The following is a 26,417-nucleotide window of genomic DNA, read 5'->3' on the forward strand; positions in this document are numbered from 1 at the left end:
GTCGTCGTCGATCAGGAGGACATGAAGTTGTTCCGCCACGTCAAAGCTTCAACCAGCGCTTCGATCAGCGGTTTCGCGCTGATCGCACTGGTCTGCGTTTCGAGCGCTTTTCTCGAGCCGGCGCCTGCCGTCGGGAAAGCGCCCGCGAAGACGCAACCGGCCGTGCTTGCCGGTTCGGCGATCGCGGTGCCCGACTCATACAGCGCCGATGCCGCCGAGCAGATCTTCAACGAGGGCGGCAACGCGGTCGATGCGGCCACCGCGATCGCCTTCACGCTTGCGGTCACGTTCCCGGACGCGGGCAACCTCGGCGGCGGCGGGTTCATGACGCTGTATGTCGACGGCAAGCCGTATTTCCTCGACTATCGCGAGCGCGCGCCGCTCGCCGCGACGAAGAACATGTATCTCGACGACAAGGGCGAGATCATCAAGGACATGAGCCTGATCGGCTATCGCGCGGTGGCCGTGCCCGGTACCGTCGACGGCATGTGGCAAGCGCAGCGCCGCTTCGGCAAGCTGAAGTGGCAGCAGGTGCTCGCGCCCGCCATTCACTATGCGCGCGACGGCTTCGTGGTCGCCCCGCAACTGCAGAAGCTGCGCGACGATGCAGCCAAGGACTTCGCGGGCAAGACCAATTTCGACACCTACTTCGGCAATCTGAGGCAGGGCGCCACCTTCAAACAGCCTGACCTTGCCGCGGTATTGCAGCGCATTTCCGATCAGGGCGCGAAAGATTTCTACACGGGCAAGACCGCGGATCTGATTACCGCTTCGATGCGCGGCCACGGCCTGATGACGAAGGCCGATCTCGCGCAGTACAAGGCCGTGTGGCGCGAGCCGGTGCAGGGGAACTGGAAGGGCTATCGCGTGATCACCGCGCCGCCGCCGAGTTCGGGTGGCGTGGGGCTCGTGCAACTGCTGAAGATGAAGGCCGATCTCGCGCCCGACTTCAAGGACGTGCCGCTCAATTCCGCGCAATACGTGCATCTGATCGCGGAACTCGAAAAGCGCGTGTTCGCGGACCGCGCGCAGTATCTCGGCGACCCGGATTTCTACAAGGTGCCGGTCGCACGACTGATCGACGACCCGTACCTGGCGAAGCGCGCGGCCGAAATCAATCCGAATGTGCCGTCGGACACACAGAGCATTCAACCGGGACTCGGAACCTCGATGCCGGAGAAGGCGCAGACCACGCATTTTTCGGTGGTCGACAAATGGGGCAACGCGGTGTCGAATACGTACACGCTGAACGGCGCGTTCGGCTCGGGCGTCGTGGTGGATGGGGCCGGCATCGCGCTGAACGACGAGATGGACGACTTCTCCGCGAAGCCGGGCGCCGCAAATATGTTCGGCGTGGTGGGCAGCGACGCGAACGCGATCGAGCCGAAGAAACGCCCATTGTCGTCGATGGCGCCCACCATTTTGACGAAAGACGGCAGGGTCGCCCTCGTGATCGGCACGCCGGGCGGGTCGCGCATCTTCACGTCGATTTTCCAGGTGATAACCGATATCTACGACTACGACATGCCGCTGTCGGATGCGCTCGCCGCGATGCGTTTCCATCACCAGCTATTGCCGCCGAACACGATCTATTCGGAACCGTACAAGCCGATCGAGGGCGAGCTCGCGCAGCAGCTCGAGGCGAAGGGCTACAAGCTGGAAGAACAGGATTTCACCGGCAATGTTCAGGTCATCAAGGTCGACGGGGACCAGCCGGAGGCGGCGGCCGACCCGCGTGGGCGAGGGACGACGCGGGTGGTTCGGTAGGCTTTCATGCTGGGCATCCACGCATGGCTGCCCAACGCGAAGTCCCCGATCACCCCGCCTGCTCGACCGGCGTCAGTGTCAACTCCATCCGCTGCGCGCCGCGCAACACCGACACGCTGACCGGCTTGTCGATACGTGAAGCGTCGAGCGTGCGTTGCAGACCATCCACATCCTGCACCGGCTGCGCGTCGATCGCGACGATCGTGTCGTCGGTGCGCAAGCCGCCGAGCGCGGCCGGACTGCCTTTGACGATCTCCATCACGTGCACGCCGCTTTGCGCGCTGAGCCCGAAGTAGCGCTGCACGCGCCGCGACACCGGCGTGGTCGTGCCGGCCACGCCAATATAGGCGCGTCGCACGCGGCCGTGCGCGAAGATCTGCATGATGACCCACTTCGCGGTATCGATCGCGGTCGCGAAACAGATGGCCTGTGCGCCAGGAATGATCGCGGTATTCACGCCGATCACCTGACCCGCCGAATTAATCAGCGGTCCACCGGAATTGCCCGGATTCAGCGCCGCGTCGGTCTGGATCACGTCGTAGATCATGCGGCCGGAGTTCGAGCGCAGTGAACGGCCGAGCGCCGAAACGACGCCGGTCGTCACGGTCTGCTGCAGCCCGAGCGGATTGCCGACCGCAATGGCGATCTGCCCGACGCGCAGCTTCGACGATTCGCCGAGTTCGACGTGCGGCAGCGGCTCCGGCGAACCGATACGCAGCACCGCGAGATCGCTGCCGGGATCGTCGCCGACCAGATCGGCGTCGAACTTCGCGCCGTCGGCCAGCGTCACCTGGATGTGCGTTGCGCCATGTACGACGTGGCTATTGGTCAGCAGGTAGCCGTCGGGCGTGAACAGGAAGCCCGAGCCGGTGCCGCCGCGCGCGCCGCGCCCATGCGCGGACGCTTCGCCGGGCAGCCGGCGTTCGACGGCAATGAACGCGACCGCCTGCTGCACGCGCTCCAGCGCGCCGATCACCGTGCGGGAATAGGCGTCGAGCAGCGCGTCGTCGTCGTGAGTCAAAAGGTCGGTGGATTGGGGCCCGGGGGCGTCGGATGCGGCGCTCGACAGGTCATCGATGAAGCGTGGGCGGCTTCCCATAACGATGCTCCGGATAGACGGGCTGCGAGATGCGGGGCGCTGCGCGGGTTTTCAAGGCTATCCGGCGGCGTCGGGGCGTGCCGGCCGCCGGCGCCAAACCGGTGGCGGCCGCGTGTGAGACACTTTCTCACGCGAGCCGTCGCTCGCTCGCGCCACGGAGACCCTCTTCATGTCCGCCTCTACACCTTCAGCGACGCAACCCCCGCAGCCGGATCCCCGCATCGAGTCCCTCAGCGCGATCACGCTCGCGACCCGCGACATGCAGCGCGCCGTCGCGTTCTACGAAGCCCTCGGCTTCCCGCTGAAGTATGGAGGTCCACGCGAGGCCTTCACCTCGTTCGCGTTCGGTGGCTCGTATCTGAACCTCATCGCCGATGCACGCGCGCCGGTCAACTGGTGGGGACGCGTGATCATTTACGTCTCGGACGTCGATGCGATCTACGACAAGGCGCGCGCGGCGGGTCTCGCGCCGTCGTTCGCACCGTCGGATGGGCCGTGGGGCGAGCGCTATTTTCACATCACTGATCCGGACGGCCACGAACTGAGCTTCGCACGGCCGCTGCACTAGCGACGGACGTCCGGATAAAACTCGCTATCATGAGTGTTGCCACGCATGCGCAGCGCCCGCCCGCACGCACGCGGTAACACGGCTGACACCTCGCGCTTTGATAATCGAACGCCACCGCGTCGCGCGAGCCGCCGCGCGCCATCCCATTCCAGTTGCGAGGAGAGCCGCAATGAAAGAGCCGGACCCGAGAACCGATACCGAACTGATGGCGGAGCGGCAACGCCGTTTCGAGGAAGACCTCATCGACGCCTATGACGAAGAGCTCGAAATGGAAGTCGATGACCGCATCATCGACGGTCCGACCGGCTTTACGCCCGAGTATCGCGACGCCCGCAAGCAATACTTCCGCGAACTGTTCCGGCTGCAGGGAGAGCTGGTCAAGCTGCAGGACTGGATCGTCGCGACCGGGCACCGGCTCGTCGTGATCTTCGAGGGGCGCGACGCGGCCGGCAAGGGCGGCGCGATCAAGCGCATCACGCAGCGCCTGAATCCGCGCGTGTGCCGCGTGGCCGCGTTGCCTGCACCGAACAATCGCGAGCGCACGCAATGGTATTTCCAGCGCTATGTATCGCATCTGCCGGCAGGCGGCGAGATGGTGCTGTTCGATCGCAGCTGGTACAACCGCGCGGGTGTCGAGCGCGTGATGAACTTCTGCACCGACGACGAGTACGAAGAGTTTTTCCGCTCGGTGCCGGAATTCGAAAAGATGCTGGCGCGCAGCGGCGTGCAAATCCTCAAGTACTGGTTTTCGATCACCGACGAAGAGCAGGAGATCCGCTTTCAGAATCGCATTCACGATCCGCTCAAACAGTGGAAGCTGAGTCCGATGGATCTGGAAAGCCGGCGCCGTTGGGAAGCCTATACGCTGGCAAAGGAAGTGATGCTGCAGCGCTCGCATATTCCCGAGGCGCCTTGGTGGGTCGTGCAGGCCGTCGACAAGAAACGCGCGCGTCTGAACTGCATTCACCATCTGCTGAGCCAGGTGCCGTATCACGAGATCGAGCATCCGCTTGTCGAATTGCCGCCGCGTGTCTATCACGAGGACTATAGCCGCCAGCCGGTGCCTCAGGCGATGATCGTGCCCGAGGTCTATTAAAGAGCGGAGCGTATCAAATAGCTGGTCAACGAATAAGCGCGGTACGTCGATGAACGCACCGCGCTTTTTTCATGCTTCGCTCCGCCAGATCGGCGAACTCAGAACACCGAACGGAATACCCAGTACAGCCCGCCGGCGAGCGCGATCGAGGCGGGCAGCGTCAGCACCCATGCGAGGATCAGGCTGCGCACCGTGGCCCATTGCAGACCCGAGCCGTTGGCCGCCATCGTGCCGGCCACGCCGGAAGAAAGCACGTGGGTCGTCGACACCGGCAGACCATAGACATCGGCGGCACCGATCGTGACCATCGCGACGACTTCCGCCGCCGCGCCCTGGCCGTAGGTCAGATGCTGCTTGCCGATCTTCTCGCCTACCGTAACGACGATGCGCTTCCAGCCGACCATCGTGCCGAGACCCAGCGCGATCGCGACCGCCACCTTGACCCACGGCGGAATGAACTTGGTCGCGTGATCGAGTTGCGTTCGGAAGTTGGCGATGACCTTCGCGTCGTCGGGCGAGAACTGCGGCTGATTGGCCTTCTGCATCAGACGGATCGCCTCGGACGCGACATACATGTTGTTGCGCACGTTATCGACGATGCCTTGCGGCACCGCGGCCATCGAGCCTGATTCGCCGACCTGGCGACCGATCTGCCCGGCCAGTTGCTGCAGCGCCGGCAGCGTAGCGGGCGTCAGCTGGCGGGTGCGCACGAATGCCTCGACGTCGGCGCGCGGATCCGCGGAGGGCGCCGCGCCCTGGGTGTAACGCGACAGCGTCGCCACGGTTTGATGCGCGACCGCGACGAAGTTCTGGGATTGCTCCGCCGTGACCGCCTTGTTCAGCGCGTAGGCAGTGGGCACCGTACCGATCAGGATCAGCATGATCAGGCCCATGCCTTTCTGGCCGTCGTTCGAGCCATGCGCGAACGACACGCCCGTGCAAGTCAGAATCAGCAGGCAGCGAATCCAGAACGGTGGCGGCTCCGTGCCCTTCGGCTCGGCGTACAGCGCGGGCACGCGCACGAGGGCCTTCAGGATCAGCAGCAGCAAGCCCGCGAGCAGAAAGCCCACGATCGGCGAAAACAGCAGCGACTTGCCGACGCCGAGCGCCTGATTCCAGTCGACGCCGCTGGTGCCGTTCGTACCATGCATGATCTGATTCATCAGACCGACGCCGATGATCGAGCCGATCAGCGTGTGCGAACTCGAAGACGGCAGGCCGAAAGACCACGTGCCGAGATTCCAGATGATCGCGGCGATCAGCAGCGCGAACACCATCGCGAAGCCGGCGCTGCTGCCAACCTGCAGGATCAGCTCGACGGGCAGCAGTTGCAGCACCCCGAAGGCGACGGCCCCACTCGACGTCAGCACGCCGAGAAAATTCCACGCGCCGGACCAGACGACAGCGATATTCGGCGTCAGCGAGTGGGTATAGATAACCGTGGCCACCGCGTTGGCCGTATCGTGAAAGCCGTTGACGAACTCGAAACCGAGCGCGATCAGCAGTGCGACACCGAGCAACAGATAGGGCAGCACCGAGCTTTCACGTACCGGCTGCAGATCGTCGATCAGATGCACGCCGCAGTACACGACGCCGGCGATGAGCAGGGCGACGAAAATGAACAGGCCCGCATTACGCCCTTTGCTGGTGGTGCCTGGTTGCGGATACGAAAGTTCCGGCATGTCATGAGCCCCAAAAAAGTCGGTCGCAGAGTTTTCGATGCTGCTTCCGCCATGTGTCGCAATGATGACAAGCGCGTGACGGCTTTTGGGGCGCGAAAAGACAGGCGCTGTGCGGCCTATGCTGCGCCGCTCGCGTCGACAGATACGACGCGAGCGGGCGGAACCGAACAGGAAGAAGTCCGAAGCGGACCGGGCTAATGATGACTAAAACGAGGCGGCGAACGCGCGGCGGCTGCGTTCAGGATGCGCTGATCACTTCGCCGCTTGCGCTGCCGCCGAGGGTGCGTTTATAGGCTTGCGCGACGATCTCGGCAGGTACCCCTTGCGACGGATCGCGGCCCATCGATTCGAGCGTTTCGGCGACCCATCCCGGGCTGACCACATTGACGCGTGCCTTGCCGCGCAACTCGAGCGCGGCCGAGCGCACGAACGCTTCGACTCCCGCATTGACGATGCTGACCGCGGCGCTGCCTTCCATCGGCTGTTGCGCGAGCACGCCGCTCGTCAGCGTGAACGAGCCGCCTTGCGACACATGGCCGGTGCCGCAGCGCACCAGATTGACCTGGCCCATCAGTTTGTTGGCAAGACTAAAGGAAAAATCTTCGTCGCGAAGCGCCGCGAGCGGCGCGAACTTCGCCGAGCCCGCCGCGCAGACGATCGCGTCGAAGCTGCCGGCTTGCGCATACATCGCTTCGATGCTGCGTTTGTCCGACAGGTCGACGTGCAGTTGCGAGCCCTTGCGGCTCGCTCCGACCACGTCATGCTCGGTGGCGAGCAGCCTCACGATGTGCGAGCCGAGCAGGCCCGTCGCACCGACCACGAGTATTCGCATACATCCTCCTACGGTCTGTTGTTGCGGCACGTGCCGCGCTGCCCATTGCATCGTCAATTCGCAGCATTCACCGCATCACGCAATGCGCGGCCCCACCGGTTGAGGATAGACGTTGCGGACGCGACGCGCCAACGCGTGACCGGAAGCGGGCTGGGATGCGCGGCGAAACTCCTTGGGCATCATGTTTGCTTCGCTGGAACCAGGTCACATTTCGTGGGAACGTCGATGAAGCAAGAGAGCGACACAGTCAACCAGTCGGTAAGCGAAGCACCGGCGCAGCAGGCCTTCAGGTCGTACGCCGCGCCGCTGGTCGATCGGGCGACCGCACTCGCCAAAGGCGTGCGCGACGACGCATCCCCCGAAGCGCTGCACAAACTGCGCGTGTCGCTGCGGCGCTTGCGGTCGCTGTGGTGGGCGTTCGCGCCGTTGGTCGACAAGGGCGAAAACACCCGCCAACGCGCGGTCTACAAGTTTCTCGCCACCGCGGCGGGGAAAACGCGCGATTGGGACATCCTGATCGACTTGCTCGGACAAGACGACAGCGACGCGCAAGCGTTGATGCCCAAGCTCGAACAGGCGCGCCGCGACACACTGGCGACCAGCCGGGCGACGTTAGTGAATGCCGACGTCAAACATCTGCTGCGCGATGCGTTGGCCACGACTTCCGCGGAACTGCACGCCGCGCACGAACCCGGTATTGCGCTGCGCAAATTTGCCGCTCAACGCATCGGGGCATCGGAGCGCTCGTTGAAAAAGCGTATCAAACGCGCAAGCCGTGCGAAACGCTCGAATTACGCGGCCTTTCACGATGTCAGAAAAGCGGGCAAGAAACTGCGCTATCTGTTCGAGTTTTTCGGGCCGGTGCTTCAAGGCGGCCATAAGCGCACGCTCAAGCGGTTGAAAAAAATTCAGAAGCGCTTCGGCATGCTCAACGATGCCGTCGCCAGCGAAGCGCTGTTGCGCGACAATGCCGCGTCGCTTGCCGACGCGGACCACATCGAGGCCGCGTTGGATTGGCTCGACAGGAAACGCAAACGCCGCTTGCGCGCGGCGTCGCAGCTACTCGGCTGATCGCGCGCGTTCGATCCTCGCTAGCGTGTCGTACGGGCGCGGCGCTTTAGCGCCCATGTTCAGGTGCGCGCTTTCTCGGCTCGGATTGTCGCGACCCGGTGCGACTCAGGCGCGTTCCGCGAGGCGCGGCGCGAAACCGCGCAACGTCACCGCCGCTGAGGTTTCGCCCCGCCACGCTGGACGCGGCTGATCGGCAGACGAATTCTCCGCGTGAGCCAGCAGACCCACCGGGAAACCGCGGCGCTGCCACGCATCGAGCCCGCCGCGCAGCGCGCGAATCCGCGTGTAGCCGTTGCGCCGCATATGTTGAGAGACCTCGAGCGCCGTCGCGCTGTCCGGACAAATGCAATAGATGACCATGTCATGCGTGCGCAGCGCGCCGTCGATCTGCTCGGGCGAGTGCGGATCGAGCGCGAGCGCGTCGGGAATCTGGCGTTGCAGATCGAGCAGCGGCGCGCCGGGCCGCGCATCGAGCACTCGTGACGGCGTCATGCGGCTCGGGCGACCGGAGCGCCGCCAGCGCCACGGCGTTCGCGACGCGGCGCTCGCCGGTGACGCGTGCGTCGGCTCGGTCAGCGTCGGCGTGGCCGAGGCCGACGCGGCTCGCGCGAGCCGGCGCCGTTCGTGATATCGCATGGACAGCCGGTACAGCAGATAGACGAGCGCCACCGCAAGAAGAATGTCGGCGAGCGTGCCGCCGCGTTGCCCGACGAACGCGCGCAGCATGTGCAGCTCGCGCTCCACCGCCGCCCCGCCGAGCAGCCAGAACGCTGCCCACGCGATCACGCTCGCGAGATCCCACAGCGCGTAGATGCGGATGTCGACGGCAGTCGTGCCCATCAGCGGTGGTGTGATCAGGCCGAGCCCCGGCACGAACTTCGAAATCGACACGAGCGGCACGCCATAACGTTCGAACAGCGAGCGCGCCGTTTCGAGCCTTGTATCGACCGCGGGCGACAGGCGGCCGAGCCACGCGAGCAGCTTGCGGCCATACAGCCGGCCGGCCGCGAACCAGCTGCCGTCGCCGATCAATGCGCCCAGCACTGCCGCGCCGAAGATCGGCCAGAACGACAGGGTGCCCGCGGCGATCGCCGAGCCCGCGAACAGCAGCATCGGCACGGCTGGGATCGGGACGCCGAGTCGTGTCAGCAGGACGTTCACGAACACGATCGCGCTGCCCCAGGTTGAAATCGCCGACAACGGAAACTCGACCAATTGAGGCGCTCCTGTGCTGCTGTTGGGCCGGCATGTGCGCGCAAAAGGCTTGCATGGGCGTGCGCCCGCAGCGAATCGCAAAGCCTGTTCCAGCCGCACCGCGGATTTGGTGCTGTGCACTCGCCTGATCAGTAATACGCAACTAACTGCCAACCCCGCGTGCCCACGGCAACGTTGCGGGCGAGCTCGAAGGAAATTGCGCACGGGGGTGCCCGCTGGATTCGCAAGGGCGGGGGCAGCATCGTCAGGGAGCCATAAACAGCCCCCGCCTATGTGCCCTGCGTCAGCTGTTGGGCACCGTCACCACGCCCGGATTCCCGACGATCGACAGAAACTCGCGCCGCGTCGACGGATCGGTACGGAACGTGCCGAGCATGCGCGAGGTGACCATCGTGACACCCGCCTTATGCACGCCACGCGTCGACATGCACTGATGCGCGGCTTCGAGAATGACGCCGACACCCGCCGGCTGCAGCACGTCGTTCAGCGTATCGGCGATCTGCACCGTCATCTTTTCCTGGATCTGCAGCCGTTTCGCGAATGCATCGACGAGGCGCGCGAGCTTCGAAATGCCGACCACGCGATGATTCGGCAGATACGCGACGTGCGCGCGTCCGATGATCGGCACCATATGGTGCTCGCAATAGCTTTCGAAGCGGATGTCCTTCAGCACGATCATTTCGTCGTAGCCGTCCACTTCGGAGAAGGTACGCGCGAGGATTTCGCGCGGATCGACCTGATAGCCGGCGAAGAACTCCTCGTAAGCGCGGGTCACGCGTGCCGGCGTGTCGATCAGGCCTTCGCGCTGCGGATCGTCGCCGGCCCAGCGCAGCAGCACGCGCACGGCTGCCTCGGCTTCTTCGCGGCTCGGGCGTTCGACGGCGGCCGCTACCGGGTCGGTCTTATTTGTCTTGCTGCTGGTCATGCGACGTCCTCCTGGATCGCGCGTCGACGCTGCGCGGCGCGCGGGGTCAGTAACTACGGTCATTGTTCCATCTTTTGCGCCCGAACGTGCCAATGCCCTTTCGTCGCCGGGGTGGCCGCGGGCGTGCTGCACACGACTACTTCGGCCATTCGTCCAGCGCGTCGTTGAACAGCTCGGCGACCACGCCGCGCAGCCAGCTGCCGCGCGGATCGTTATGAAACTTGCGATGCCAGTGCTGTCGCAGGTCGAAGCGCGGTAATGGCAGCGGCGGCTCGACGAGCATGATCGACGCATGCTCCGACACATACGCGAAGCCGATCGCGTGCGGCACGGTCGCGAGCAGATCGGTGCGCGCGAGGATGAAGGGCAGGCTCATGAAATGCGGTGTTTCAAGCACCGCGCGGCGCTTGATACGCTTCTTCGCGAGGTACTGCTCGAGCACTTCCTGGCTGCGTCCCTCGGCGCGCACGACCGCATGCCCGGACGCCACGTAATGCTCGAGCGTGAGCGGCCCGTTCGACAGCGGATGTCCGCTGCGCATCAGGCAGATGAAGCGATGCGTGAAGAGCCGCTGCTGAAAGAAGTTGTTGCCCGCCAGGTCGGGAAAATAACCGACGGCGAGATCGACATCGCCCGATTCGAGCCCGCGTTCCACCTGCGACGGCGACAGCGTGACCGAGCGCAGATTCGCGCACGGTGCGCGCTCGGCGAACAGCTGCAACAGTCGCGGCAGAAACACGATCTCGCCGACGTCGGACAACGCGATCGAGAAGGTGTGCGTGCTCGTCGACGGATCGAAATCCTGCACGTCGAGCATGCCTTTCTCGATGCGCAGCAGCGCGTCGCGGGCGGCGGGCAGGATCGCGAGCGCGCGCGGTGTCGGCTCCATGCCTTTCGATGTGCGCACGAACAGCGGATCGTCGAAGTATTCGCGCAGGCGGCCAAGCGCGGTGCTCACGCGCGGCTGGCTCACGCCGAGCTGCTCGGCGGCGCGGCTCACGTTGCGGGTGTCTTCCATTGCGACCAGATAGGGGATCAGGTTCAGATCCAGGTGTGTGTCGGACATGCTTGTTATGGCTCGCGAGGGCAGGCGGGGCAACGCGGTGCCTATGCCGTATCGCTATAGAGTCTAGTTGGAAAATCGCCCGTCAGCATAGTGGGATGATGCTGGGCCGTCTGTTTCGCGCAGCGCGAGCGCGACTCAGACCTTCGCCGCTGCGCACGCGGCGACCTATGATGAAGGGGGTTTCCCTGCCTTGACAACCCGCGTACCGGACAACCATAATCGACGAATCGTTCGCTAAACGAATCACTGTTCACGCAACGAACAATTTGGCGGTGAACCGATCGAAGGCGTCAGCCCGCTTTCCATTCGCGAGCCGTCGCCAGCATGCGCGCAGACTGTTTCGGCGCGAGCCTTGCCGGTTACAGCTGTCAGCCCGGTGGCACGCGGCGCCCCCAAAGGAAATTCGACATGATCAACAAGATTTTCGAGACACTTCAATCGGCGGTCGCCGATGTCCACGACGGCGCGACCGTCATGATCGGCGGCTTCGGCACGGCCGGCATGCCGTCCGAGCTGATCGACGCGCTGATCGAGCAGGGCGCGCGGGAGCTGACCATCGTCAACAACAACGCAGGTAACGGCGACATCGGCCTCGCGGCGCTGCTGAAAGCCAAGCGCGTGCGCAAGATCATCTGCTCGTTCCCGCGCCAGACCGACTCATACGTGTTCGACGCGCTCTATCGCGCCGGCGAAATCGAACTCGAGCTCGTGCCGCAAGGCAACCTCGCCGAGCGCATCCGCGCGGCGGGCGCGGGCATCGGCGGCTTTTTCACGCCGACCGCGTACGGCACCAAGCTCGCCGAAGGCAAGGAAACGCGCCTGATCGACGGCCGTCACTACGTGCTCGAAGCGCCGCTGCATGCTGACTTCGCGCTGATCAAGGCGTACAAGGGCGACCGCTGGGGCAACCTGATCTATCGCAAGACCGCGCGTAACTTCGGGCCGATCATGGCGAGCGCCGCGAAGACCGCGATCGTGCAGGTGTCGGAAGTGGTGCCGCTCGGCGGCCTCGATCCGGAAGAGATCGTCACGCCCGGCATTTTCGTGCAACGCGTGATCGCGGTGCCGCAAGCGGCGCATGCGCCGACGCCCAATCCTCACGACGCTGCTGCCTGACCCGGAGACCGACATGAAGAAACTGACCCGCGATGAAATGGCCAGGCGCGTTGCCCAGGACATCCCTGAAGGCGCTTACGTGAACCTAGGCATCGGCGTGCCGACGCTGGTGGCGAACCACCTCGCCGCCGACAAGGAAATCTTCCTGCACAGCGAAAACGGTCTGCTCGGCATGGGCCCGGCACCGGCGAAAGGCCAGGAAGACGACGAACTGATCAACGCCGGCAAGCAGCACGTCACGCTGCTGACGGGCGGCGCTTACTTCCATCACGCGGACTCGTTCGCGATGATGCGCGGCGGCCATCTGGACTTCTGCGTGCTGGGCGCGTTCCAGGTGTCGGCGAAGGGCGACCTCGCGAACTGGCACACCGGCGCGCCCGACGCGATTCCGGCGGTCGGCGGCGCGATGGACCTCGCGATCGGCGCGAAGCAGGTTTACGTGATGATGGAGCACCTGACCAAGCAGGGCGAAAGCAAGATCACCGCCGAGTGCTCATATCCGGTCACCGGTATCGGTTGCGTGAACCGTATCTATACCGACCTCGCGATGATCGACGTCACGAAGGAAGGCCTCGTCGTGCGAGAGATCTTCTCGGACATCGGCTTCGACGAACTGCTGAAGCTGACCGGTGTGCCGATGACCGACGGCACCCAGGCCGCGCGCGCGGCCTGACGGTTGGCTAGGCGTCGCGGCGGCGGTCCGCGTGGTGGCCGCGCCGATGGCGTCCCGGCTGAAGGCGGCATTGCACGAACGGGCCAGCGCTGACCGGGCGACTTCAGCAACGCTCTGGCCGCCTTTGGCGCACAATACGGAGCACCTACCGCGGCGCAGAAGACGCGCGAACCAGGCACAAACCAGGCGCAAGCACGGCACCGCGCCGCCGCGTTGCCTGCTTGGAGCCGCCGCGCGCCGCGCCGCTTCTTCACTTCCGATTGCCTCGAACATCGACGTCACCATGCTCGACTCCAGCGCCCGTCTGACTGGCCTTCTTTGCGGCACGCAGCCGATGAACGACATCTGGGCGCCGCGTGCCACGCTGCAGCGGATGCTCGACGTCGAAGCCGCACTCGCGCGCGCGTCGGCCGCGCACCATGTCATTCCTGAAACCGCCGTCCCCGCGATCGAAGCGGCCTGCCAGGCCGATCAGCTCGACGCCGACACGCTCGCACGCGACGCCGCGCTCGGCGGCAACCTCGCGATTCCGCTCGTCAAGCAACTGACGGCACGCGTCAAGGCCGCCAATGCTGAAGCGGCCAAATACGTGCATTGGGGCGCGACCAGCCAGGACATCATCGACACCGCGACAGTGCTGCAACTGCGCGACACGTTCGAGCTGCTCAACAGCGGCCTGCAAGCCACCTGCGACGCGATCGCGAAACTCGCGGCCACCCATCGCGCGACGCCGATGATCGGCCGCACGTGGCTGCAACAGGCGCTGCCCATCACGCTCGGTCTGAAGTTCGCGCAATGGCTCGACGCGCTGTTGCGTCATCGCGAGCGGCTCGATGCGTTGCGCGCGCGCGTGCTGGTGCTGCAATTCGGCGGCGCGGCCGGCACGCTCGCGAGTCTTCGCGAGGCGGCGCCGCGGGTCACGCAGTCGCTTGCCAAGGAACTCGGCCTCGCGGTGCCGACCTTGCCGTGGCATACGCAGCGCGATCGCATTGCCGAAACGGCGTCGCTGTTCGGCATGCTGATCGGCACGCTCGGCAAGATCGCGCGCGATGTCTCGCTGCAGATGCAAACCGAAATCGACGAGCTCGCCGAACCGGCCGCGGCCGGCAAGGGCGGTTCCTCGACGATGCCGCACAAGCGCAACCCGGTCGGCTGCGCGGCGGTTCTGACGGCCGCGACGCGCGCGCCCGGTCTCGTCGCGACGGTGTTCGCCGGCATGGTGCAGGAGCACGAGCGCGCGCTCGGCGGCTGGCAGGCCGAATGGGACGCTCTGCCGGATCTCGCGCGCCTCGCGGGCGGCGCGCTCGCGAACATCCAACAGATCGCCGCGGGTCTGAACGTCAACGAGGCGCGTCTCGCGGCGAATCTCGACGTCACCCACGGCCTGATCCTCGGCGAAGCGGTGATGCTCGCGCTCGGCGACAGCATCGGCCGGCTCGACGCGCATCATCTGGTCGAGCGCGCGTCGAAGGCCGCGATCCGCGACGGCAAGACGCTGTACGACGTGCTCGCCGCCGACGCGGCCGTCACCGAACATCTTCCGCTCGAGCGCCTGAAGCAACTGCTCGACCCGGCTCAATACGTCGGCCAGGCGCACGCGTATGTCGACGCCGCGCTGGCGCTTCACACCACGCGCGCGCAGCGCGCCCATTCCAAGGAGTAACCGGCATGCCCTACGCCGCAGTCAACGGCACCGAGCTTCACTATCGTATCGACGGCGACCGCCACGGCCACGCGCCGTGGCTCGTGCTGTCGAATTCGCTTGGCACCGATATGTCCATGTGGACGCCGCAAGTCGCGGCGCTCTCGAAGCGCTTCCGCGTGCTGCGCTACGACACGCGCGGCCACGGTCATTCGGAAGCGCCGAAGGGTCCTTACACGATCGATCAGCTGAGCGGCGACGTGCTCGGCCTGATGGATACGTTGAAGATCTCGCGCGCGAATTTTTGCGGCATCTCGATGGGCGGGCTGACCGGTATCGCGCTCGCGGCGCGCCACGGCGACCGCTTCGAGCGCGTCGTGCTGAGCAACACCGCCGCACGCATCGGCTCGCCGGAAGTGTGGGTGCCGCGTGCCGCGAAGGCGCGCCACGAAGGCATGTTCGCACTCGCCGACGCGGTGCTGCCGCGCTGGTTCACCGCAGACTTCATCGAACGCGAGCCGGTCGTGCTGGCGATGATCCGCGACGTGTTCGTGCACACCGACAAGGAAGGCTACGCATCGAACTGCGACGCGATCAACGCGGCCGATCTGCGCCCCGAAGCGCCGGGCATCAAGCTGCCGACGCTGGTGATCAGCGGCACGCACGATCTGGCCGCCACGCCTGCGCAAGGCCGCGAACTCGCCCAGGCGATTCCGGGCGCGCGCTACGTCGAACTCGACGCCTCGCATATTTCCAACATCGAAAAGCTCGGCGAGTTCACGAAGACCGTGCTCGACTTCCTGACGGAGCCAAAATGAACGACGAAGATCGTTACGAAGCCGGTATGGGGGTGCGTCGCGCGGTGCTGGGCAACGCGCACGTCGATCGTTCGCTCGCGAATCGCACGGAGCTGACCGACGAGTTCCAGAACCTGATCACGCGTTATGCGTGGGGCGAGATCTGGACGCGTGAAGGTCTGCCGCGTCATACGCGCAGCCTGCTGACGATCGCGATGATGGTGGCGCTCAATCGCAACGAAGAACTCGCGCTGCACTTGCGCGCCGCCAAAAACAACGGCGTGACGCGCGAGCAGATCAAGGAAGTGCTGCTGCAGACCGCGATTTACTGCGGGGTGCCGGCGGCTAATTCCGCGTTCCACCTGGCCGACAAGCTGTTCCGCGAGGACGATGCGGCTGTGGCGGCGAAGTCGTAAAGATTGAGTACTGTAGTTTTCCCGCTTCATTCAGCAAAAGCGCGACGGACATTTCTGCCGCGCTGAGACCGCCGATGCGCATGGTGTCGCGCTCATCCTCCAGCGCGACGAACCGCAGTTCGAACTGCGCCCGCGCGCCGTCCGGCAGCGGGAATTTGAACGGCTGGCGCATGACACGCAGCAGGCGCGCATCCAGGTGTGCGCCCACCGACTTGCCGCCGCCCGTGTCCGTTTTCTTCATCGCCGCGCGCCGGAAGCGGCGCGGTTCACTCGATCTGCCTGTACCGAGTGTCCCCGCCGCCACGCTGCAACTGTTTCGAAACGATAAGAAACTGTTCGTCACTAATCGTACACTCCAGTTCGCCTATCTCATACACATCAACTAGCTTGATCTTATTTCCGTTTCGTTCCTCGAAGGCAATCTGATAGATCCCGCGCCACATTGGTTCACCATCCTCGTATTTACCGATCTTCTCGGACGCGAGTCGCACCGCCCTTGTTTTCGTCGCGTCGAAATCCAGCGAGAGGATGTCAGTTTTTCTTAGCGCCATCTGGGCCACACAGGCCGGGAACCGGTCGCCGCATGGCGGGTATGGTCCGGGTTCCGCCAGGCATAATGCGCGAAGGGATAGCAGCAGGACTGCAAGAGCGTGTTTCATCGATTTAAAGGACGTCACTCTATCTGCTTGAACATTCTGTCGTTCTCGACTCTTGACAGCAAATGCTTCGAAACGACAAAGACTTCTACGGCACTCATCGAGCATTCAAATTCCCCAGCGTCGTTCACGGCAATCACCTTGACCTTGTTTCCGTTTGTTTCGTGAAAGGTGATGTGATAGACCTCACGCCACAACTGTTCGCCATCCTCTTCTTTTCCTATTTTCTCGGACGCCAGTTGCATGGCTTGGGTTTTCGTATAGTCGATATTGCCAAGCATGCCAGCTTTTTTTAGTCTCCCCTCGGCTATGTTGGTCGGCCACCTGTCGCATTGGGGTTCTGGTTTAGGTTGCGCCATGCATAGCGCGGAAAGCGCTATGAGAATGGCTGCAAGAGTGCGTTTCATGGCACCACCTTTATTGTTCATAGCGATGGGTTCCACGTTTCATGGTCAGTCTCGCGCGCTGACCGGCGATGCTGGAATAGCGCGCGCGTGAACAGTTACTCTATGTCCTTGAACAGTCTGTGAACTGGTGGCGAATGTCGCGAGACGACAAAAACCTCAACAGCACTCATTGAGCATTCCGACCAGGCGGCTTCACCCACGGTAATAACCTTGAACTCTTTTCCGCCTTTTTCGTAAAACGTAATGTGATAGACCTGGCGCCACAGTTGCTCGCCGTCCTCGTCCTTGCCGATCTTCTCGGATGCCAGTTGAACGGCACGGGTTTTCGAATGGTCGATCTTCGCCGGGTCAGTGAGGCGCTCGTTTGTCAGTGCGACCTCGGCGACGTTGGTGGGGTATCTGTCGCATGGCGGTGACTTCGCCAGGCATAACGCGGGAAGAGACAGCAGCATGATGGCAAAAGCGCGTCTCATGGTTACTCCACCTCCAGCCATCTGTCACCACTGTCCCACATCTTTTTGCGTATTCGCTTGTCGATAACGATGCAGCCGTTTGACGCGTTGCCCGGGTCACTGAGGCTATCGCCGTGGATCATGAAGCCGTCACGCCCGCCCAGGCACGTTCCGCAAACGGGGTTAAGCCGCAGTGAATATTTTCCTGTGTGCGTATGGTCAAACGGTGCGGTAATTTCGTACCGGCCAATGGGAATGGGACCTTTGTCGCGCACATATTGCATGCGGCGCTTATTCTTTCCTTCACGTTTGCCCGAATATCCCTTTTTTTCCATGAGAACGCCGTTGTGATACATCTCGCCGCTGGTCTGTTTGTAAATCCACACCATTTTCTTTTCTTCATTGGTTGTACGAACCAACGATTACATCAGATCATCTGGCTGCGTGCAATTTTCGGGATAAGCGCGGTGGTTCATTCACGTCCCTGTATCGGGCCAGCGGAGGGAGCGTCAGCGAAGCCGCGTACTGAACTCAAGCGTATGGGGCATACGGCGAAAAAATGGCCCAGGTTGGCCAGGCGCCGATATTTTTACGCGGTAGTCGTCGCTACGACGCTCGCCGGCATCTGCACGCACACCGCCCGCAACACCGTCTCCCTGATCACCTCGCGCCAATGCGCGAGCGCGGCCTTGTCCATCAGCGGTTCGCCGAGAAACGCGCCGAGCGTGTACTGATTGGCGTTATAGAAATAGCCGAGCGACGCGATCATCAGATACACGTCGCGCGCCGCGATATCGGCGCGAAACACGTTCTGCGCGCGACCCGCGTCCAATAGCTTCTGCACGACCGAAATCGCGAAACCCGAAATCTCCCTGAGCTTCAGCGATTTTTTCGCATGCTTGCCCTGGTGCAGGTTTTCGCTCGACAGCAGCGTCACGAACTCCGGGTGATCGAGGTAGTACTGCCAAACGAACTCGACCATCTGTTCGAGGCCGTGCACCGGATCGCGCAGATCGAGATCGAGTTTGCTTTCCGCTTCGTTGAACTGCGTGTAGATCGTTTCCAGCACTTCGATGAACAACTGCTCCTTGCTGCCGAAGTAGTAGTAGATCATCCGGTCGTGCGAACGCGCGGCCTTCGAAATACTTTCGATGCGGCCGCTCGCATATCCCTGCTTCGCGAACACCTTGATGGCAGCCTTCAGGATCTTGGCGCGGGTGTCCTGCGCCTGTTTCGCACGGATACCGATGGCGCCCGGCTTGCGGGCAGCGATGCGACTCATGAAGGTCTGGACCCCGCACGACGGAAAACACGTTGCATAGTCGATTTTGATCGAGTAGATTTCATTCAAGTTTGGTGTAGAAGATACTACATGAACGGTGAGTGGCCGCAACATGAAAATGGGCGGCCCACGCGAGAGTGTCATGAAACCGGCACGATTCGCGCACCGCGCAGCACCGCCAGCCATGTCGCGCCCGTTATGTCGTACGGAACCCCACGATGACAGAACATACGAAGGTCGATTTCGGTGCAGAGCGTGTCGATCGCGATACCGCGTCGACGCCCGGCCCCACCGTGCTCGACAAGGCGGTGCCGCGCAGCGAGCGCATGGCGGCGAACAAGATCGAATGCAACGCGTGTCCGGTGCTGTGCCAGATCTCGGCAGGGCGCACCGGCGCGTGCGATCGTTATGCGAATGCGGATGGGCGGTTGGTACGCGTCGATCCGGTGGTATTCCTCGCGCGTGCGAATGATGCCGGCGCCGATAGCGCAACTGCGGCGATCGAATTTGCCGCAACCCCCGGGGCAGACCAAAGCACCGCCGAACCCGCGCTGTTCGTCACCGGCGTCGGCGCCTCGTCCACCTATCCCGACTACAAGCCCGCGCCGTTCATCGTCGCGTCGAAGCTCGACGACGTCGACATGATCACCGTCGTCACCGAAGGCATCTTCAGCTACTGCAGCTTCAAGGTGAAGATCGACACCGACCGCTTTCTCGGCCCCGAACAGGCGAACGTGCGTTGTGACGGCGAGATCGTCGGCCACGTGAGCACGGCCGAATACGGCTCGCAGATGCTGAGCCTCGGCGGCGTCCATCACCTGACCGGCGGCAGCAAGAAGGAAGGCCGCGTGACCTGCGACACGATGCTCGCCCTTGGCAACAAGGAGGCGGTCGAGCTCAGCATCGACGGCGGCGCGAGTCTCGCGATCCGGGCGGGCGCCGCGCCGATCGTCGACGGTGTCGAAGAGCAACGCATGCGCGTCGGCTGCGGTTCCGCGACGATCGGCATCTTCGCGAAGCAATGGTTCGGCCACGTCGATGAAGTGGTGGTCGTCGACGATCACATCACCGGCGTGCTGACCGAGCATCAGGCAGGCCGATGCCTCGGCATGACGCGCTCGGGCATCAAGATACGCGGCCGCAAATCGACGCCGGGCCGCTATTTTCAGGTCGCCAATCCTGGCACCGGTTGGGGCGGCACCGACATTCAGGACCCGCTCGCGATCGTCGAAGGATTCGATCCGTCGGTCGCGAAGCCGGGCATGCGCGTGCTGATGGTGTCGACGACCGGCGAGCACGCGCAATGGTACGAGCTCGACGCGCAGCTCGCGCCGCGCGTCGCGCCGATGCCCGACGCGGTGCGCCGTACGGTCGAGCGGATCGGCGAGAACTGCGAGCCGTCGCTTGCGACGGTGCTGTTTCTCGGCGGCGCGGGCGGCAGTCTGCGCGCGGGCGCGACCGAGAATCCGGTGCTGCTCACGCGCGCGATCAAGCGCAAACTCGTCAACGTCACGTGCGGCGGCGCGCCCGCTTACGTGTGGCCGGGCGGCGGCATCACCGTGATGGTCGACGTGATGCGAATGCCGGACCGCTCGTTCGGCACGGTGCCGACACCGGCGATCGTCGCGCCGATCGAATTCACGATGACGTACGACACCTACCGCGATCTCGGCGGCCACCTCGATGCGGTGCGCTCGTTGCAGAGCGTGCTCGCGAGCGGCCCCACGCATACGGAAGGCGCGCCGCGCGGGCGGCGCACGCTCGCGCGCGATCCGGACAATCCGTGGCCGCCTGCAATGCGTGGCTGAGCTTCCTGACTAAAGATCATCCGATGACCCCTACTCGCATCCGGCTCGACGCGCAGCGCTTCCATTGGCAGCATGGACCGATCGACCTCATCCTCGGGGCCGACGGCGAGCCCGACGCAGTGCGTGCCGCGTACGACGCGTGCTGGCAGCGTTTCAGCGGCGTGCTGGAGACACTGGTCGGCGAATTGCGCGTGCTTCGCCAGCCGATGCCGGCGCTCGCGGCGTTGCGTGATTGCCCGCTTCACGGGCCGGTCGCGCGGCGCATGTGGCGCGCGTGCCATCCGCATCGCGCGCGCTTCATCACGCCGATGGCAGCGGTGGCAGGCAGCGTCGCGGACGAACTGATCGCCGTCTTCGCGCGCGACGGCATCTCGCGTGCGTTCATCAATAACGGTGGTGACATCGCGCTGCACCTGGCCGCCGGGCAGCAGTATCGCGTGGGCGTGTTCGCGGACCTCGCGCAATTTTCGGGCATGCGTTTCGCGCAGGCGCATGCGCTCGACGCGCACCTGACGCTCGACGCGCGACAGCCGATCCGAGGCATTGCGACGAGCGGCTGGCGCGGCCGCAGCTTCAGTCTCGGCATCGCCGATAGCGTGACGGTGCTCGCGCGCGATGCCGCGAGCGCCGACGCCGCCGCGACGATGATCGCCAACGCGGTCGATCTCGACCATGCGGGCATCGTGCGGCGTGCGGCATCGTCGCTGAAGGACGATAGCGATCTCGGCGATCTGCTGGTGACCGTCGATGTGCCGAGCCTGCCGCGGCCGCTGATCGATCTCGCGCTGGCGCGCGGCGTCGAGCTCGCCGCGCAGCTGCGCGAGCAGGGTTTGATCGAAGGCGCCGCGCTGTTCCTGCAAGGGCGGGCGCGCGTCACAGGCATCGCCGATTCACGCGCGCTGTCCACCACGCGCGCTTCACTGACAACGGAGGCTCCGTGTTCGAAATACGCCGCGTGCTGACGCACGTCGAGGACATCTTTCACGAGTTCGGCCCCGCACCCGCGCAGCCGCTCAGACGCGGCGCGATTGCCGCGGTGATGACGAATTCGTTCGCGGGCCGCTACGAACCGAAAATCGAGCCCGCGATGGAGGCGCTGAAGCCGATCGGCTTCGATATGGCGCAGCGGCTGCTCACGGCGATGGCGGTGCCGCATGCGTCGATTGAGGGCTATGGGAAGGGCGCGATCGTTGGCGCGCGCGGCGAGCTCGAGCACGGCGCGCTGTGGCACGTGCCTGGCGGCTATGCGATGCGCGAGCTGCTCGACAAGCACGGTGTGCCGACCCACGCGATCGTGCCGTCGACGAAGAAAGTCGGCGCGCCGTCTACCGCGCTCGACGTGCCGCTCACACATGTCAACGCGAGCTACGTGCGCAGCCACTTCGATGCGATCGAAGTGCGCGTGCCCGGCGCCCCGGCGGCCGACGAGATCGTCTACATCCTCGTCATGAGCACGGGGCAGCGCGTGCATGCGCGGGTGGGCGGCCTCGCGAAAGAGGCGATCGTCGGCAAGGACGGCTTGCGCTGAAGCGGCGCGCGGCCACCACGCAGCAACGCAGCAAGGCATCGAAACTCGGAGAGCGGAAATGGCAATCAGGCTTCGCAAGCTGGTCGTGCAGGTCGACGAAACACGCATCGAAATGGGCCAGACCGTCGAGCCGCCCGCGCGCCGCGCGGTCGCGATCGCGGTGATCGATAATCCGTATGCGGGCCGCTACGAGGCGAAGCTCGACGCGCTGATCGAAGCGGGCGAGGAACTCGGCGCGCTGCTCGGCAAGCGCTGCGTCGAGGCGTTGGGCATCGCGCCCGGCGAAGCGCAAAGCTACGGCAAGGCGGCGATCGTCGGCGAGGCGGGCGAGCTCGAACATGCGGCCGCGATCCTGCATCCGAAGCTCGGCGCGCCGCTGCGCGCGGCGGTCGAAAAGGGCGCGGCGCTGGTGCCGTCGGCGAAGAAGATCGGCACGCTAGGTACCGCGATCGACGTGCCGCTCGGCCACAAGGACGCCGCCTACGTGCGCAGCCATTTCGACGCGATCGAGGCGCGCGTGGCCGACGCGCCGCGCGCGAACGAAATCGTCGTGGCGGTCGCGGTGACCGCGTCGGGCCGGCCGCTGCCGCGCATCGGCGGCCTGCAGGCGAGCGAGATCAAGGGCGAGGACGGTTTGCGCTGAGCCGTCGTTTTTCTTCGGACGCTTGTTTGCGTTCGCTTGTTGCATGGGTTGTTTCGCTGGTAGTGTCCTGCCGTTGACGCGGGCGTGCATGGTGCCGCCCGCGCTGCAACGTCCGCCGATCGGCCGTTCGCGCATGTTGCGCGCGCCGTTCGGCGAGCTGCCGAGGGTCGCGATGCTTTCGAACTTGCTGGTACAACTGGTCAATGGACTCGCCGACGCGTCGACGCTGTTTCTGGTCGCCGCCGGTTTGTCGTTGATCTTCGGCGTGACGCGCATCGTCAACTTTGCGCACGGCTCGTTCTATATGTTCGGCATCTACGTCGCCTACAGCATCGCGAGCCGCTTTGGCCACACGGCGGGCGGCTTCTGGCTGTCGGTGCTGGCGGCCGCGCTCGCGGTCGCGGTGTTGGGCGCGCTCGTCGAAATCGTCGTGCTGCGGCGGATCTACCAGGCGCCCGAGCTGTTCCATCTGCTCGCCACGTTCGCGCTCGTGCTGATCTTTCGCGACGCCGCGCTATGGCTTTGGGGCCCCGACGATCTGTTCGGCCCGCGCGCGCCGCATCTCGCGGGCGCGGTCGATTTTCTCGGCCATCCGCTGCCTACCTACGACATCGCGCTGATCGTGATCGGTCCCGTCGTCTTGCTGCTGCTGTGGTACGCGCTGACGCGCACGCGCTGGGGCACGCTGGTGCGCGCCGCGACGCAGGACCGCGAGATGCTCGGCGCGCTCGGCATCAACCAGGCGTGGCTGTTTACCGGCGTGTTCTTCGTCGGCGCGTTTCTCGCGGGACTCGGCGGCGCGCTGCAAGGACCGCGCATGTCGGCGAACCTGTCGCTCGATCTCGAGACGATCGGCAATGCGTTCGTGGTCGTCGTGGTCGGCGGCATGGGGTCGATTCCGGGTGCGTTCGTCGCGGCGTTGTTGATCGCCGAGATCAAGGCGCTGTGTATCGGCATCGGCCACGTGACGATTTTCGGCATCGGCTTGTCGCTGAGCCGCTTTACGCTGGTGGCCGAATTCGTCGTGATGGCGGTCGTGCTGGTGGTGCGGCCCTGGGGTCTGCTCGGCCGCGCGAGCGCCGCGGTGCGCGCGATGGGCGCGCCGGAAACGCCATTGCGCCCGGCGGGCAAGCGTCTGAAGTGGCTGGCCGCCTTCGTATTGCTGGTGCTCGCGCTCGCGCCGCTCGCGGCCAACGCGTTTCCCTATATGCCGGTGCTGCTGGTCGAAATCCTGATCGCGGTGCTGTTCGCGGCGAGCCTGCATTTCATCATGGGTCCGGGCGGCCTGCATTCGTTCGGCCATGCCGCGTACTTTGGACTTGGCGCTTACGGCGCGGCGCTGTTTCTCAAGGTGCTGAATCTGCCGATGGAAGCGGCCTTGCTGCTCGGGCCGCTGCTCGCGATGGTGGGCGCACTCGTGTTCGGCTGGTTCTGCGTGCGCCTGTCCGGTGTCTATCTCGCGATGCTGACGCTCGCGTTCGCGCAGATCGTCTGGTCGGTCGTGTTCCAGTGGGACGACGTGACGGGCGGCAGCAACGGCGTTCTCGGTCTATGGCCGTCGAACTGGCTGTCGTCGCCGGTCGCGTTTTACTACTTGACGTTAGCGTGCGTGGTGCTCGGCGTGTGGCTGTTGCGCCGCATGCTGTTCTCGCCGCTCGGCTATGCGATGCGCGCGTCGCGCGATTCCGCGCTGCGCGCCGAGGCGATCGGCATCGACGTGAAGCGCGTGCAGTGGGCGTCGTTCGTGATTGCGGCGTTGTTCTGCGGGCTTGCCGGATCGCTGTATGCGTTTTCCAAGGGCAACATCTCGCCCGAAGTGATCAGCGTGAGCCGGTCGGTCGACGGCCTCGTGATGGTGCTGCTCGGCGGCTTGCAGACGTTGAGCGGGCCGATCGTCGGCGCGGCCGTGTTCACGTGGCTGCAAGACACGGTCGCGCGACAGACCGACTACTGGCAGGCGCTGCTAGGGCTCGCGATCCTGTTACTGGTGATCGCGTTTCCGCAGGGGATCGTCGGCTTCGTTCGCGAGCGCTTCGGCGATGCCAACGGCGATCAGGCCGACAACGCCGACGGCGCCGCCGCCTCGCCGCCGCAACGGAGCGCCGCGGTCAAGGAGGGCCTATGAGTCTGCTGCGCGTAAGCGGTCTGTCGCGATCGTTCGGGGGACTGAAGGCGGTCGACGACGTTTCGTTCGATCTCCACGCCGGTCAACTGCTGGCGCTGATCGGTCCCAACGGCGCGGGTAAATCGACCTGTTTCAACATGGTCAACGGCCAGTTGCAGCCGTCGTCGGGTTCGATTCTGCTGGACGGTCATGAACTCGTCGGCATGCGGCCGCGCGATATCTGGCGGCGCGGCGTCGGCCGCACGTTCCAGATCGCCGCGACGTTCAACTCGATGACGGTGCTCGAAAACGTGCAGATGGCGCTGGTGTCGCGCGAGAAAAAGACCTTCGGCCTATGGAAGCCAGCGGGCTCGCACTATGCCGACGAAGCGTTCGCGCTGCTCGAACAGGTCGGCATGGGCGCGCACGCGCAGCGCGCGTGCGGCGTGCTCGCGTATGGCGACGTGAAGCGCGTCGAACTCGCGATCGCGCTCGCGAACCGGCCGAAGCTGCTGCTGATGGACGAGCCGACCGCCGGCATGGCGCCGAAGGAGCGTAACGAATTGATGGCGTTGACCCAGCGTCTGGTGAGCGAACACAAGATCGGCGTGCTGTTCACCGAGCACAGCATGGACGTCGTATTCGCGTACGCCGACCGGATGATCGTGCTCGCACGCGGCAAGCTGATCGCCGAGGGCGACGCCGACACGATCCGCAACGACGCGCGCGTGCAGGAGGTCTATTTCGGCACCGGGAAGACGTTCCGGCCGCACGCGCCGTTACAGGACGCCGCGGCCAATGCGCAGAGCGGCCGGGGGACGTTGCAATGAGCGAACCGATGCTGAAGGTCTCCGGCCTCAACGCGTTCTACGGTCGCGCGCACGTCGTGTTCGACGTCGGCCTCGAAGTCGGCCGTGGCGAAGTAGTCGCGCTGATGGGCCGCAACGGCGCGGGCAAATCGACGACGATGAAAGCGCTGATGGGACTACTGCCGCGCCGCCACGGCGAAGTGACGTTTCGCGGCCAGAACATCAGCGCGCTCGCGCCGTACCGGATCGCCCGCATGGGCGTCGGCTTCGTGCCCGAGGATCGCCGGGTGTTCGCGGATCTGACGGTGATGGAGAACCTCGACACCGGCCGCCAGCCGCCGCGCGAAGGCGCGCCGCAATGGACACCCGAGAAGCTGTTCCGCCTGTTTCCGAATCTCGGCGAAATGCCGAAGCGCCCCGGCGGCCAGATGAGCGGCGGCGAGCAGCAGATGCTGACCGTGTCGCGCACGCTGATGGGCAATCCGTATCTGGTGCTGCTCGACGAACCATCCGAAGGGGTCGCGCCGGTGATCGTCGAGCAGATGGCGAACATGATTCTCGAACTGAAGCGCGAAGGGCTATCCATTCTGTTATCCGAACAGAATCTGCACTTCGCCGAGCTGGTCAGCGACCGCGCGTATGTGCTCGAAAAAGGGCAGATCCGTTTCAGCGGCACGATCGGCGAACTCGCGCGGAACGAAACAGTGAGGCGCGCTTATCTGAGCGTGTGAATTCATCGGTAGTGTCGGCGAAAGGAGAGGCA

27 protein-coding genes are annotated in these 26,417 nt (G+C 64.6%); 16 read left to right on the forward strand and 11 right to left on the reverse strand.

Translation table 11 applies throughout. From position 1 onward, the window contains the following. Nucleotides 1–21 precede the first annotated feature (21 nt). The gene (gene ggt / locus BJG93_RS18585) at nt 22–1,767 is read left to right on the forward strand and encodes a gamma-glutamyltransferase (protein WP_027195773.1); all 1,746 of its coding nucleotides are present in this window, start codon (nt 22–24) and stop codon (nt 1,765–1,767) included. A gap of 49 nt (nt 1,768–1,816) precedes the next feature. Here the strand turns inward: ggt and BJG93_RS18590 are convergent, their stop codons facing one another. Continuing rightward, complete coding sequence (locus tag BJG93_RS18590; protein ID WP_027195774.1) at nt 1,817–2,866, reverse strand: S1C family serine protease; 1,050 nt, start codon at nt 2,864–2,866, stop codon at nt 1,817–1,819. A 169-nt stretch (nt 2,867–3,035) separates the two neighbouring features. Between BJG93_RS18590 and BJG93_RS18595 the strand changes: the two genes are divergently transcribed. Continuing rightward, on the forward strand, nt 3,036–3,434 hold the full coding sequence (locus tag BJG93_RS18595; protein WP_027195775.1) for a VOC family protein: 399 nt from the start codon (nt 3,036–3,038) through the stop codon (nt 3,432–3,434). A 169-nt stretch (nt 3,435–3,603) separates the two neighbouring features. Then, entirely contained in the window at nt 3,604–4,530 is a 927-nt protein-coding gene (gene ppk2 / locus BJG93_RS18600) for a polyphosphate kinase 2 (protein ID WP_027195776.1), read from the forward strand. 98 nt (nt 4,531–4,628) lie between these two features. Here ppk2 and BJG93_RS18605 read toward each other — a convergent pair whose 3' ends face one another. Continuing rightward, a complete protein-coding gene (locus BJG93_RS18605; RefSeq protein WP_027195777.1) occupies nt 4,629–6,212 on the reverse strand; it encodes an inorganic phosphate transporter in 1,584 nt (527 codons plus the stop codon). A 238-nt stretch (nt 6,213–6,450) separates the two neighbouring features. Further along, the gene (locus tag BJG93_RS18610; protein WP_027195778.1) at nt 6,451–7,044 is read right to left on the reverse strand and encodes a short chain dehydrogenase; all 594 of its coding nucleotides are present in this window, start codon (nt 7,042–7,044) and stop codon (nt 6,451–6,453) included. Nucleotides 7,045–7,269: 225 nt separating this feature from the next. Between BJG93_RS18610 and BJG93_RS18615 the strand changes: the two genes are divergently transcribed. Continuing rightward, the gene (locus BJG93_RS18615) at nt 7,270–8,115 is read left to right on the forward strand and encodes a CHAD domain-containing protein (RefSeq protein WP_027195779.1); all 846 of its coding nucleotides are present in this window, start codon (nt 7,270–7,272) and stop codon (nt 8,113–8,115) included. A 105-nt stretch (nt 8,116–8,220) separates the two neighbouring features. Here the strand turns inward: BJG93_RS18615 and BJG93_RS18620 are convergent, their stop codons facing one another. The 3 genes from BJG93_RS18620 to BJG93_RS18630 form a co-directional block, all read right to left on the reverse strand. Beyond that, complete coding sequence (locus BJG93_RS18620) at nt 8,221–9,330, reverse strand: VTT domain-containing protein (protein WP_027195780.1); 1,110 nt, start codon at nt 9,328–9,330, stop codon at nt 8,221–8,223. Nucleotides 9,331–9,613: 283 nt separating this feature from the next. Beyond that, entirely contained in the window at nt 9,614–10,255 is a 642-nt protein-coding gene (folE, locus tag BJG93_RS18625) for a GTP cyclohydrolase I FolE (protein WP_027195781.1), read from the reverse strand. Nucleotides 10,256–10,391: 136 nt separating this feature from the next. Next, nucleotides 10,392–11,321 (reverse strand): LysR family transcriptional regulator, encoded by a 930-nt coding sequence (locus tag BJG93_RS18630; RefSeq protein WP_027195782.1) that lies wholly within the window; start codon nt 11,319–11,321, stop codon nt 10,392–10,394. 408 nt (nt 11,322–11,729) lie between these two features. Here BJG93_RS18630 and BJG93_RS18635 point away from each other — a divergent pair, with 408 nt between their 5' ends. From BJG93_RS18635 to pcaC, 5 genes are all read left to right on the forward strand, one after another. After that, nucleotides 11,730–12,437 (forward strand): 3-oxoacid CoA-transferase subunit A, encoded by a 708-nt coding sequence (locus BJG93_RS18635; RefSeq protein WP_018423571.1) that lies wholly within the window; start codon nt 11,730–11,732, stop codon nt 12,435–12,437. A 13-nt stretch (nt 12,438–12,450) separates the two neighbouring features. Then, nucleotides 12,451–13,110: a 3-oxoacid CoA-transferase subunit B gene (locus BJG93_RS18640; protein ID WP_027195783.1), complete on the forward strand. Its 660-nt coding sequence runs from the start codon at nt 12,451–12,453 to the stop codon at nt 13,108–13,110. 283 nt (nt 13,111–13,393) lie between these two features. After that, the gene (locus BJG93_RS18645; protein ID WP_027195784.1) at nt 13,394–14,773 is read left to right on the forward strand and encodes a 3-carboxy-cis,cis-muconate cycloisomerase; all 1,380 of its coding nucleotides are present in this window, start codon (nt 13,394–13,396) and stop codon (nt 14,771–14,773) included. A gap of 5 nt (nt 14,774–14,778) precedes the next feature. Continuing rightward, complete coding sequence (gene pcaD, locus BJG93_RS18650; RefSeq protein WP_027195785.1) at nt 14,779–15,570, forward strand: 3-oxoadipate enol-lactonase; 792 nt, start codon at nt 14,779–14,781, stop codon at nt 15,568–15,570. Continuing rightward, entirely contained in the window at nt 15,567–15,965 is a 399-nt protein-coding gene (gene pcaC / locus BJG93_RS18655) for a 4-carboxymuconolactone decarboxylase (RefSeq protein ID WP_027195786.1), read from the forward strand. The genes pcaD and pcaC overlap by 4 nt, the downstream gene beginning before the upstream one ends. Nucleotides 15,966–16,231: 266 nt before the next feature. Here pcaC and BJG93_RS18660 read toward each other — a convergent pair whose 3' ends face one another. The 5 genes from BJG93_RS18660 to BJG93_RS18680 form a co-directional block, all read right to left on the reverse strand. Then, complete coding sequence (locus BJG93_RS18660) at nt 16,232–16,642, reverse strand: hypothetical protein (RefSeq protein ID WP_231337558.1); 411 nt, start codon at nt 16,640–16,642, stop codon at nt 16,232–16,234. Further along, on the reverse strand, nt 16,639–17,028 hold the full coding sequence (locus BJG93_RS18665) for a hypothetical protein (protein WP_027195788.1): 390 nt from the start codon (nt 17,026–17,028) through the stop codon (nt 16,639–16,641). Before BJG93_RS18665 ends, BJG93_RS18660 begins: the two co-directional genes overlap by 4 nt. Before the next feature lie 95 nt (nt 17,029–17,123). Beyond that, complete coding sequence (locus BJG93_RS18670) at nt 17,124–17,501, reverse strand: hypothetical protein (protein ID WP_034478196.1); 378 nt, start codon at nt 17,499–17,501, stop codon at nt 17,124–17,126. 2 nt (nt 17,502–17,503) lie between these two features. After that, a complete protein-coding gene (locus BJG93_RS18675; protein WP_231337559.1) occupies nt 17,504–17,899 on the reverse strand; it encodes a tlde1 domain-containing protein in 396 nt (131 codons plus the stop codon). A 170-nt stretch (nt 17,900–18,069) separates the two neighbouring features. Next, complete coding sequence (locus tag BJG93_RS18680) at nt 18,070–18,762, reverse strand: TetR/AcrR family transcriptional regulator (protein ID WP_027195790.1); 693 nt, start codon at nt 18,760–18,762, stop codon at nt 18,070–18,072. Between the two features lie 218 nt (nt 18,763–18,980). Between BJG93_RS18680 and BJG93_RS18685 the strand changes: the two genes are divergently transcribed. From BJG93_RS18685 to BJG93_RS18715, 7 genes are all read left to right on the forward strand, one after another. Beyond that, the gene (locus BJG93_RS18685; RefSeq protein ID WP_027195791.1) at nt 18,981–20,570 is read left to right on the forward strand and encodes a hypothetical protein; all 1,590 of its coding nucleotides are present in this window, start codon (nt 18,981–18,983) and stop codon (nt 20,568–20,570) included. Between the two features lie 23 nt (nt 20,571–20,593). After that, nucleotides 20,594–21,532, forward strand: a complete 939-nt coding sequence (locus tag BJG93_RS18690; protein WP_027195792.1) for a UPF0280 family protein — start codon at nt 20,594–20,596, stop codon at nt 21,530–21,532. Beyond that, a complete protein-coding gene (locus tag BJG93_RS18695; protein ID WP_027195793.1) occupies nt 21,508–22,098 on the forward strand; it encodes an amino acid synthesis family protein in 591 nt (196 codons plus the stop codon). The genes BJG93_RS18690 and BJG93_RS18695 overlap by 25 nt, the downstream gene beginning before the upstream one ends. 58 nt (nt 22,099–22,156) lie before the next feature. Next, entirely contained in the window at nt 22,157–22,741 is a 585-nt protein-coding gene (locus tag BJG93_RS18700; protein ID WP_027195794.1) for an amino acid synthesis family protein, read from the forward strand. 172 nt (nt 22,742–22,913) lie between these two features. Beyond that, nucleotides 22,914–24,866 carry an ABC transporter permease gene (locus BJG93_RS18705; protein ID WP_027195795.1) on the forward strand — a complete coding sequence of 651 codons (1,953 nt, stop codon included), beginning with the start codon at nt 22,914–22,916 and terminating at the stop codon, nt 24,864–24,866. Next, nucleotides 24,863–25,675, forward strand: a complete 813-nt coding sequence (locus BJG93_RS18710) for an ABC transporter ATP-binding protein (RefSeq protein WP_027195796.1) — start codon at nt 24,863–24,865, stop codon at nt 25,673–25,675. The genes BJG93_RS18705 and BJG93_RS18710 overlap by 4 nt, the downstream gene beginning before the upstream one ends. After that, a complete protein-coding gene (locus BJG93_RS18715) occupies nt 25,672–26,385 on the forward strand; it encodes an ABC transporter ATP-binding protein (RefSeq protein ID WP_027195797.1) in 714 nt (237 codons plus the stop codon). Before BJG93_RS18710 ends, BJG93_RS18715 begins: the two co-directional genes overlap by 4 nt. Nucleotides 26,386–26,417 lie beyond the last annotated feature (32 nt).

Origin of the sequence: Paraburkholderia sprentiae WSM5005 (genome assembly GCF_001865575.2) — a bacterium.
In the GTDB taxonomy this organism is placed as follows: domain Bacteria; phylum Pseudomonadota; class Gammaproteobacteria; order Burkholderiales; family Burkholderiaceae; genus Paraburkholderia; species Paraburkholderia sprentiae.

What these genes read in the sequence shown, in the direction of transcription:
- BJG93_RS18665 (WP_027195788.1), bottom strand. Translation starts at nt 17,028, where the DNA reads ATGAAACGCACTCTTGCAGCCATTCTCATAGCGCTTTCCGCGCTATGC.
- BJG93_RS18710 (WP_027195796.1), top strand. Translation starts at nt 24,863, where the DNA reads ATGAGTCTGCTGCGCGTAAGCGGTCTGTCGCGATCGTTCGGGGGACTG.
- BJG93_RS18590 (WP_027195774.1), bottom strand. Translation starts at nt 2,866, where the DNA reads ATGGGAAGCCGCCCACGCTTCATCGATGACCTGTCGAGCGCCGCATCC.
- BJG93_RS18615 (WP_027195779.1), top strand. Translation starts at nt 7,270, where the DNA reads ATGAAGCAAGAGAGCGACACAGTCAACCAGTCGGTAAGCGAAGCACCG.
- BJG93_RS18670 (WP_034478196.1), bottom strand. Translation starts at nt 17,501, where the DNA reads ATGAGACGCGCTTTTGCCATCATGCTGCTGTCTCTTCCCGCGTTATGC.
- BJG93_RS18680 (WP_027195790.1), bottom strand. Translation starts at nt 18,762, where the DNA reads ATGAGTCGCATCGCTGCCCGCAAGCCGGGCGCCATCGGTATCCGTGCG.
- BJG93_RS18715 (WP_027195797.1), top strand. Translation starts at nt 25,672, where the DNA reads ATGAGCGAACCGATGCTGAAGGTCTCCGGCCTCAACGCGTTCTACGGT.
- pcaC (WP_027195786.1), top strand. Translation starts at nt 15,567, where the DNA reads ATGAACGACGAAGATCGTTACGAAGCCGGTATGGGGGTGCGTCGCGCG.
- pcaD (WP_027195785.1), top strand. Translation starts at nt 14,779, where the DNA reads ATGCCCTACGCCGCAGTCAACGGCACCGAGCTTCACTATCGTATCGAC.
- BJG93_RS18700 (WP_027195794.1), top strand. Translation starts at nt 22,157, where the DNA reads ATGGCAATCAGGCTTCGCAAGCTGGTCGTGCAGGTCGACGAAACACGC.
- BJG93_RS18690 (WP_027195792.1), top strand. Translation starts at nt 20,594, where the DNA reads ATGACCCCTACTCGCATCCGGCTCGACGCGCAGCGCTTCCATTGGCAG.
- ggt (WP_027195773.1), top strand. Translation starts at nt 22, where the DNA reads ATGAAGTTGTTCCGCCACGTCAAAGCTTCAACCAGCGCTTCGATCAGC.
- BJG93_RS18645 (WP_027195784.1), top strand. Translation starts at nt 13,394, where the DNA reads ATGCTCGACTCCAGCGCCCGTCTGACTGGCCTTCTTTGCGGCACGCAG.
- BJG93_RS18605 (WP_027195777.1), bottom strand. Translation starts at nt 6,212, where the DNA reads ATGCCGGAACTTTCGTATCCGCAACCAGGCACCACCAGCAAAGGGCGT.
- BJG93_RS18685 (WP_027195791.1), top strand. Translation starts at nt 18,981, where the DNA reads ATGACAGAACATACGAAGGTCGATTTCGGTGCAGAGCGTGTCGATCGC.
- folE (WP_027195781.1), bottom strand. Translation starts at nt 10,255, where the DNA reads ATGACCAGCAGCAAGACAAATAAGACCGACCCGGTAGCGGCCGCCGTC.
- BJG93_RS18610 (WP_027195778.1), bottom strand. Translation starts at nt 7,044, where the DNA reads ATGCGAATACTCGTGGTCGGTGCGACGGGCCTGCTCGGCTCGCACATC.
- ppk2 (WP_027195776.1), top strand. Translation starts at nt 3,604, where the DNA reads ATGAAAGAGCCGGACCCGAGAACCGATACCGAACTGATGGCGGAGCGG.
- BJG93_RS18595 (WP_027195775.1), top strand. Translation starts at nt 3,036, where the DNA reads ATGTCCGCCTCTACACCTTCAGCGACGCAACCCCCGCAGCCGGATCCC.
- BJG93_RS18705 (WP_027195795.1), top strand. Translation starts at nt 22,914, where the DNA reads ATGCTTTCGAACTTGCTGGTACAACTGGTCAATGGACTCGCCGACGCG.
- BJG93_RS18640 (WP_027195783.1), top strand. Translation starts at nt 12,451, where the DNA reads ATGAAGAAACTGACCCGCGATGAAATGGCCAGGCGCGTTGCCCAGGAC.
- BJG93_RS18630 (WP_027195782.1), bottom strand. Translation starts at nt 11,321, where the DNA reads ATGTCCGACACACACCTGGATCTGAACCTGATCCCCTATCTGGTCGCA.
- BJG93_RS18635 (WP_018423571.1), top strand. Translation starts at nt 11,730, where the DNA reads ATGATCAACAAGATTTTCGAGACACTTCAATCGGCGGTCGCCGATGTC.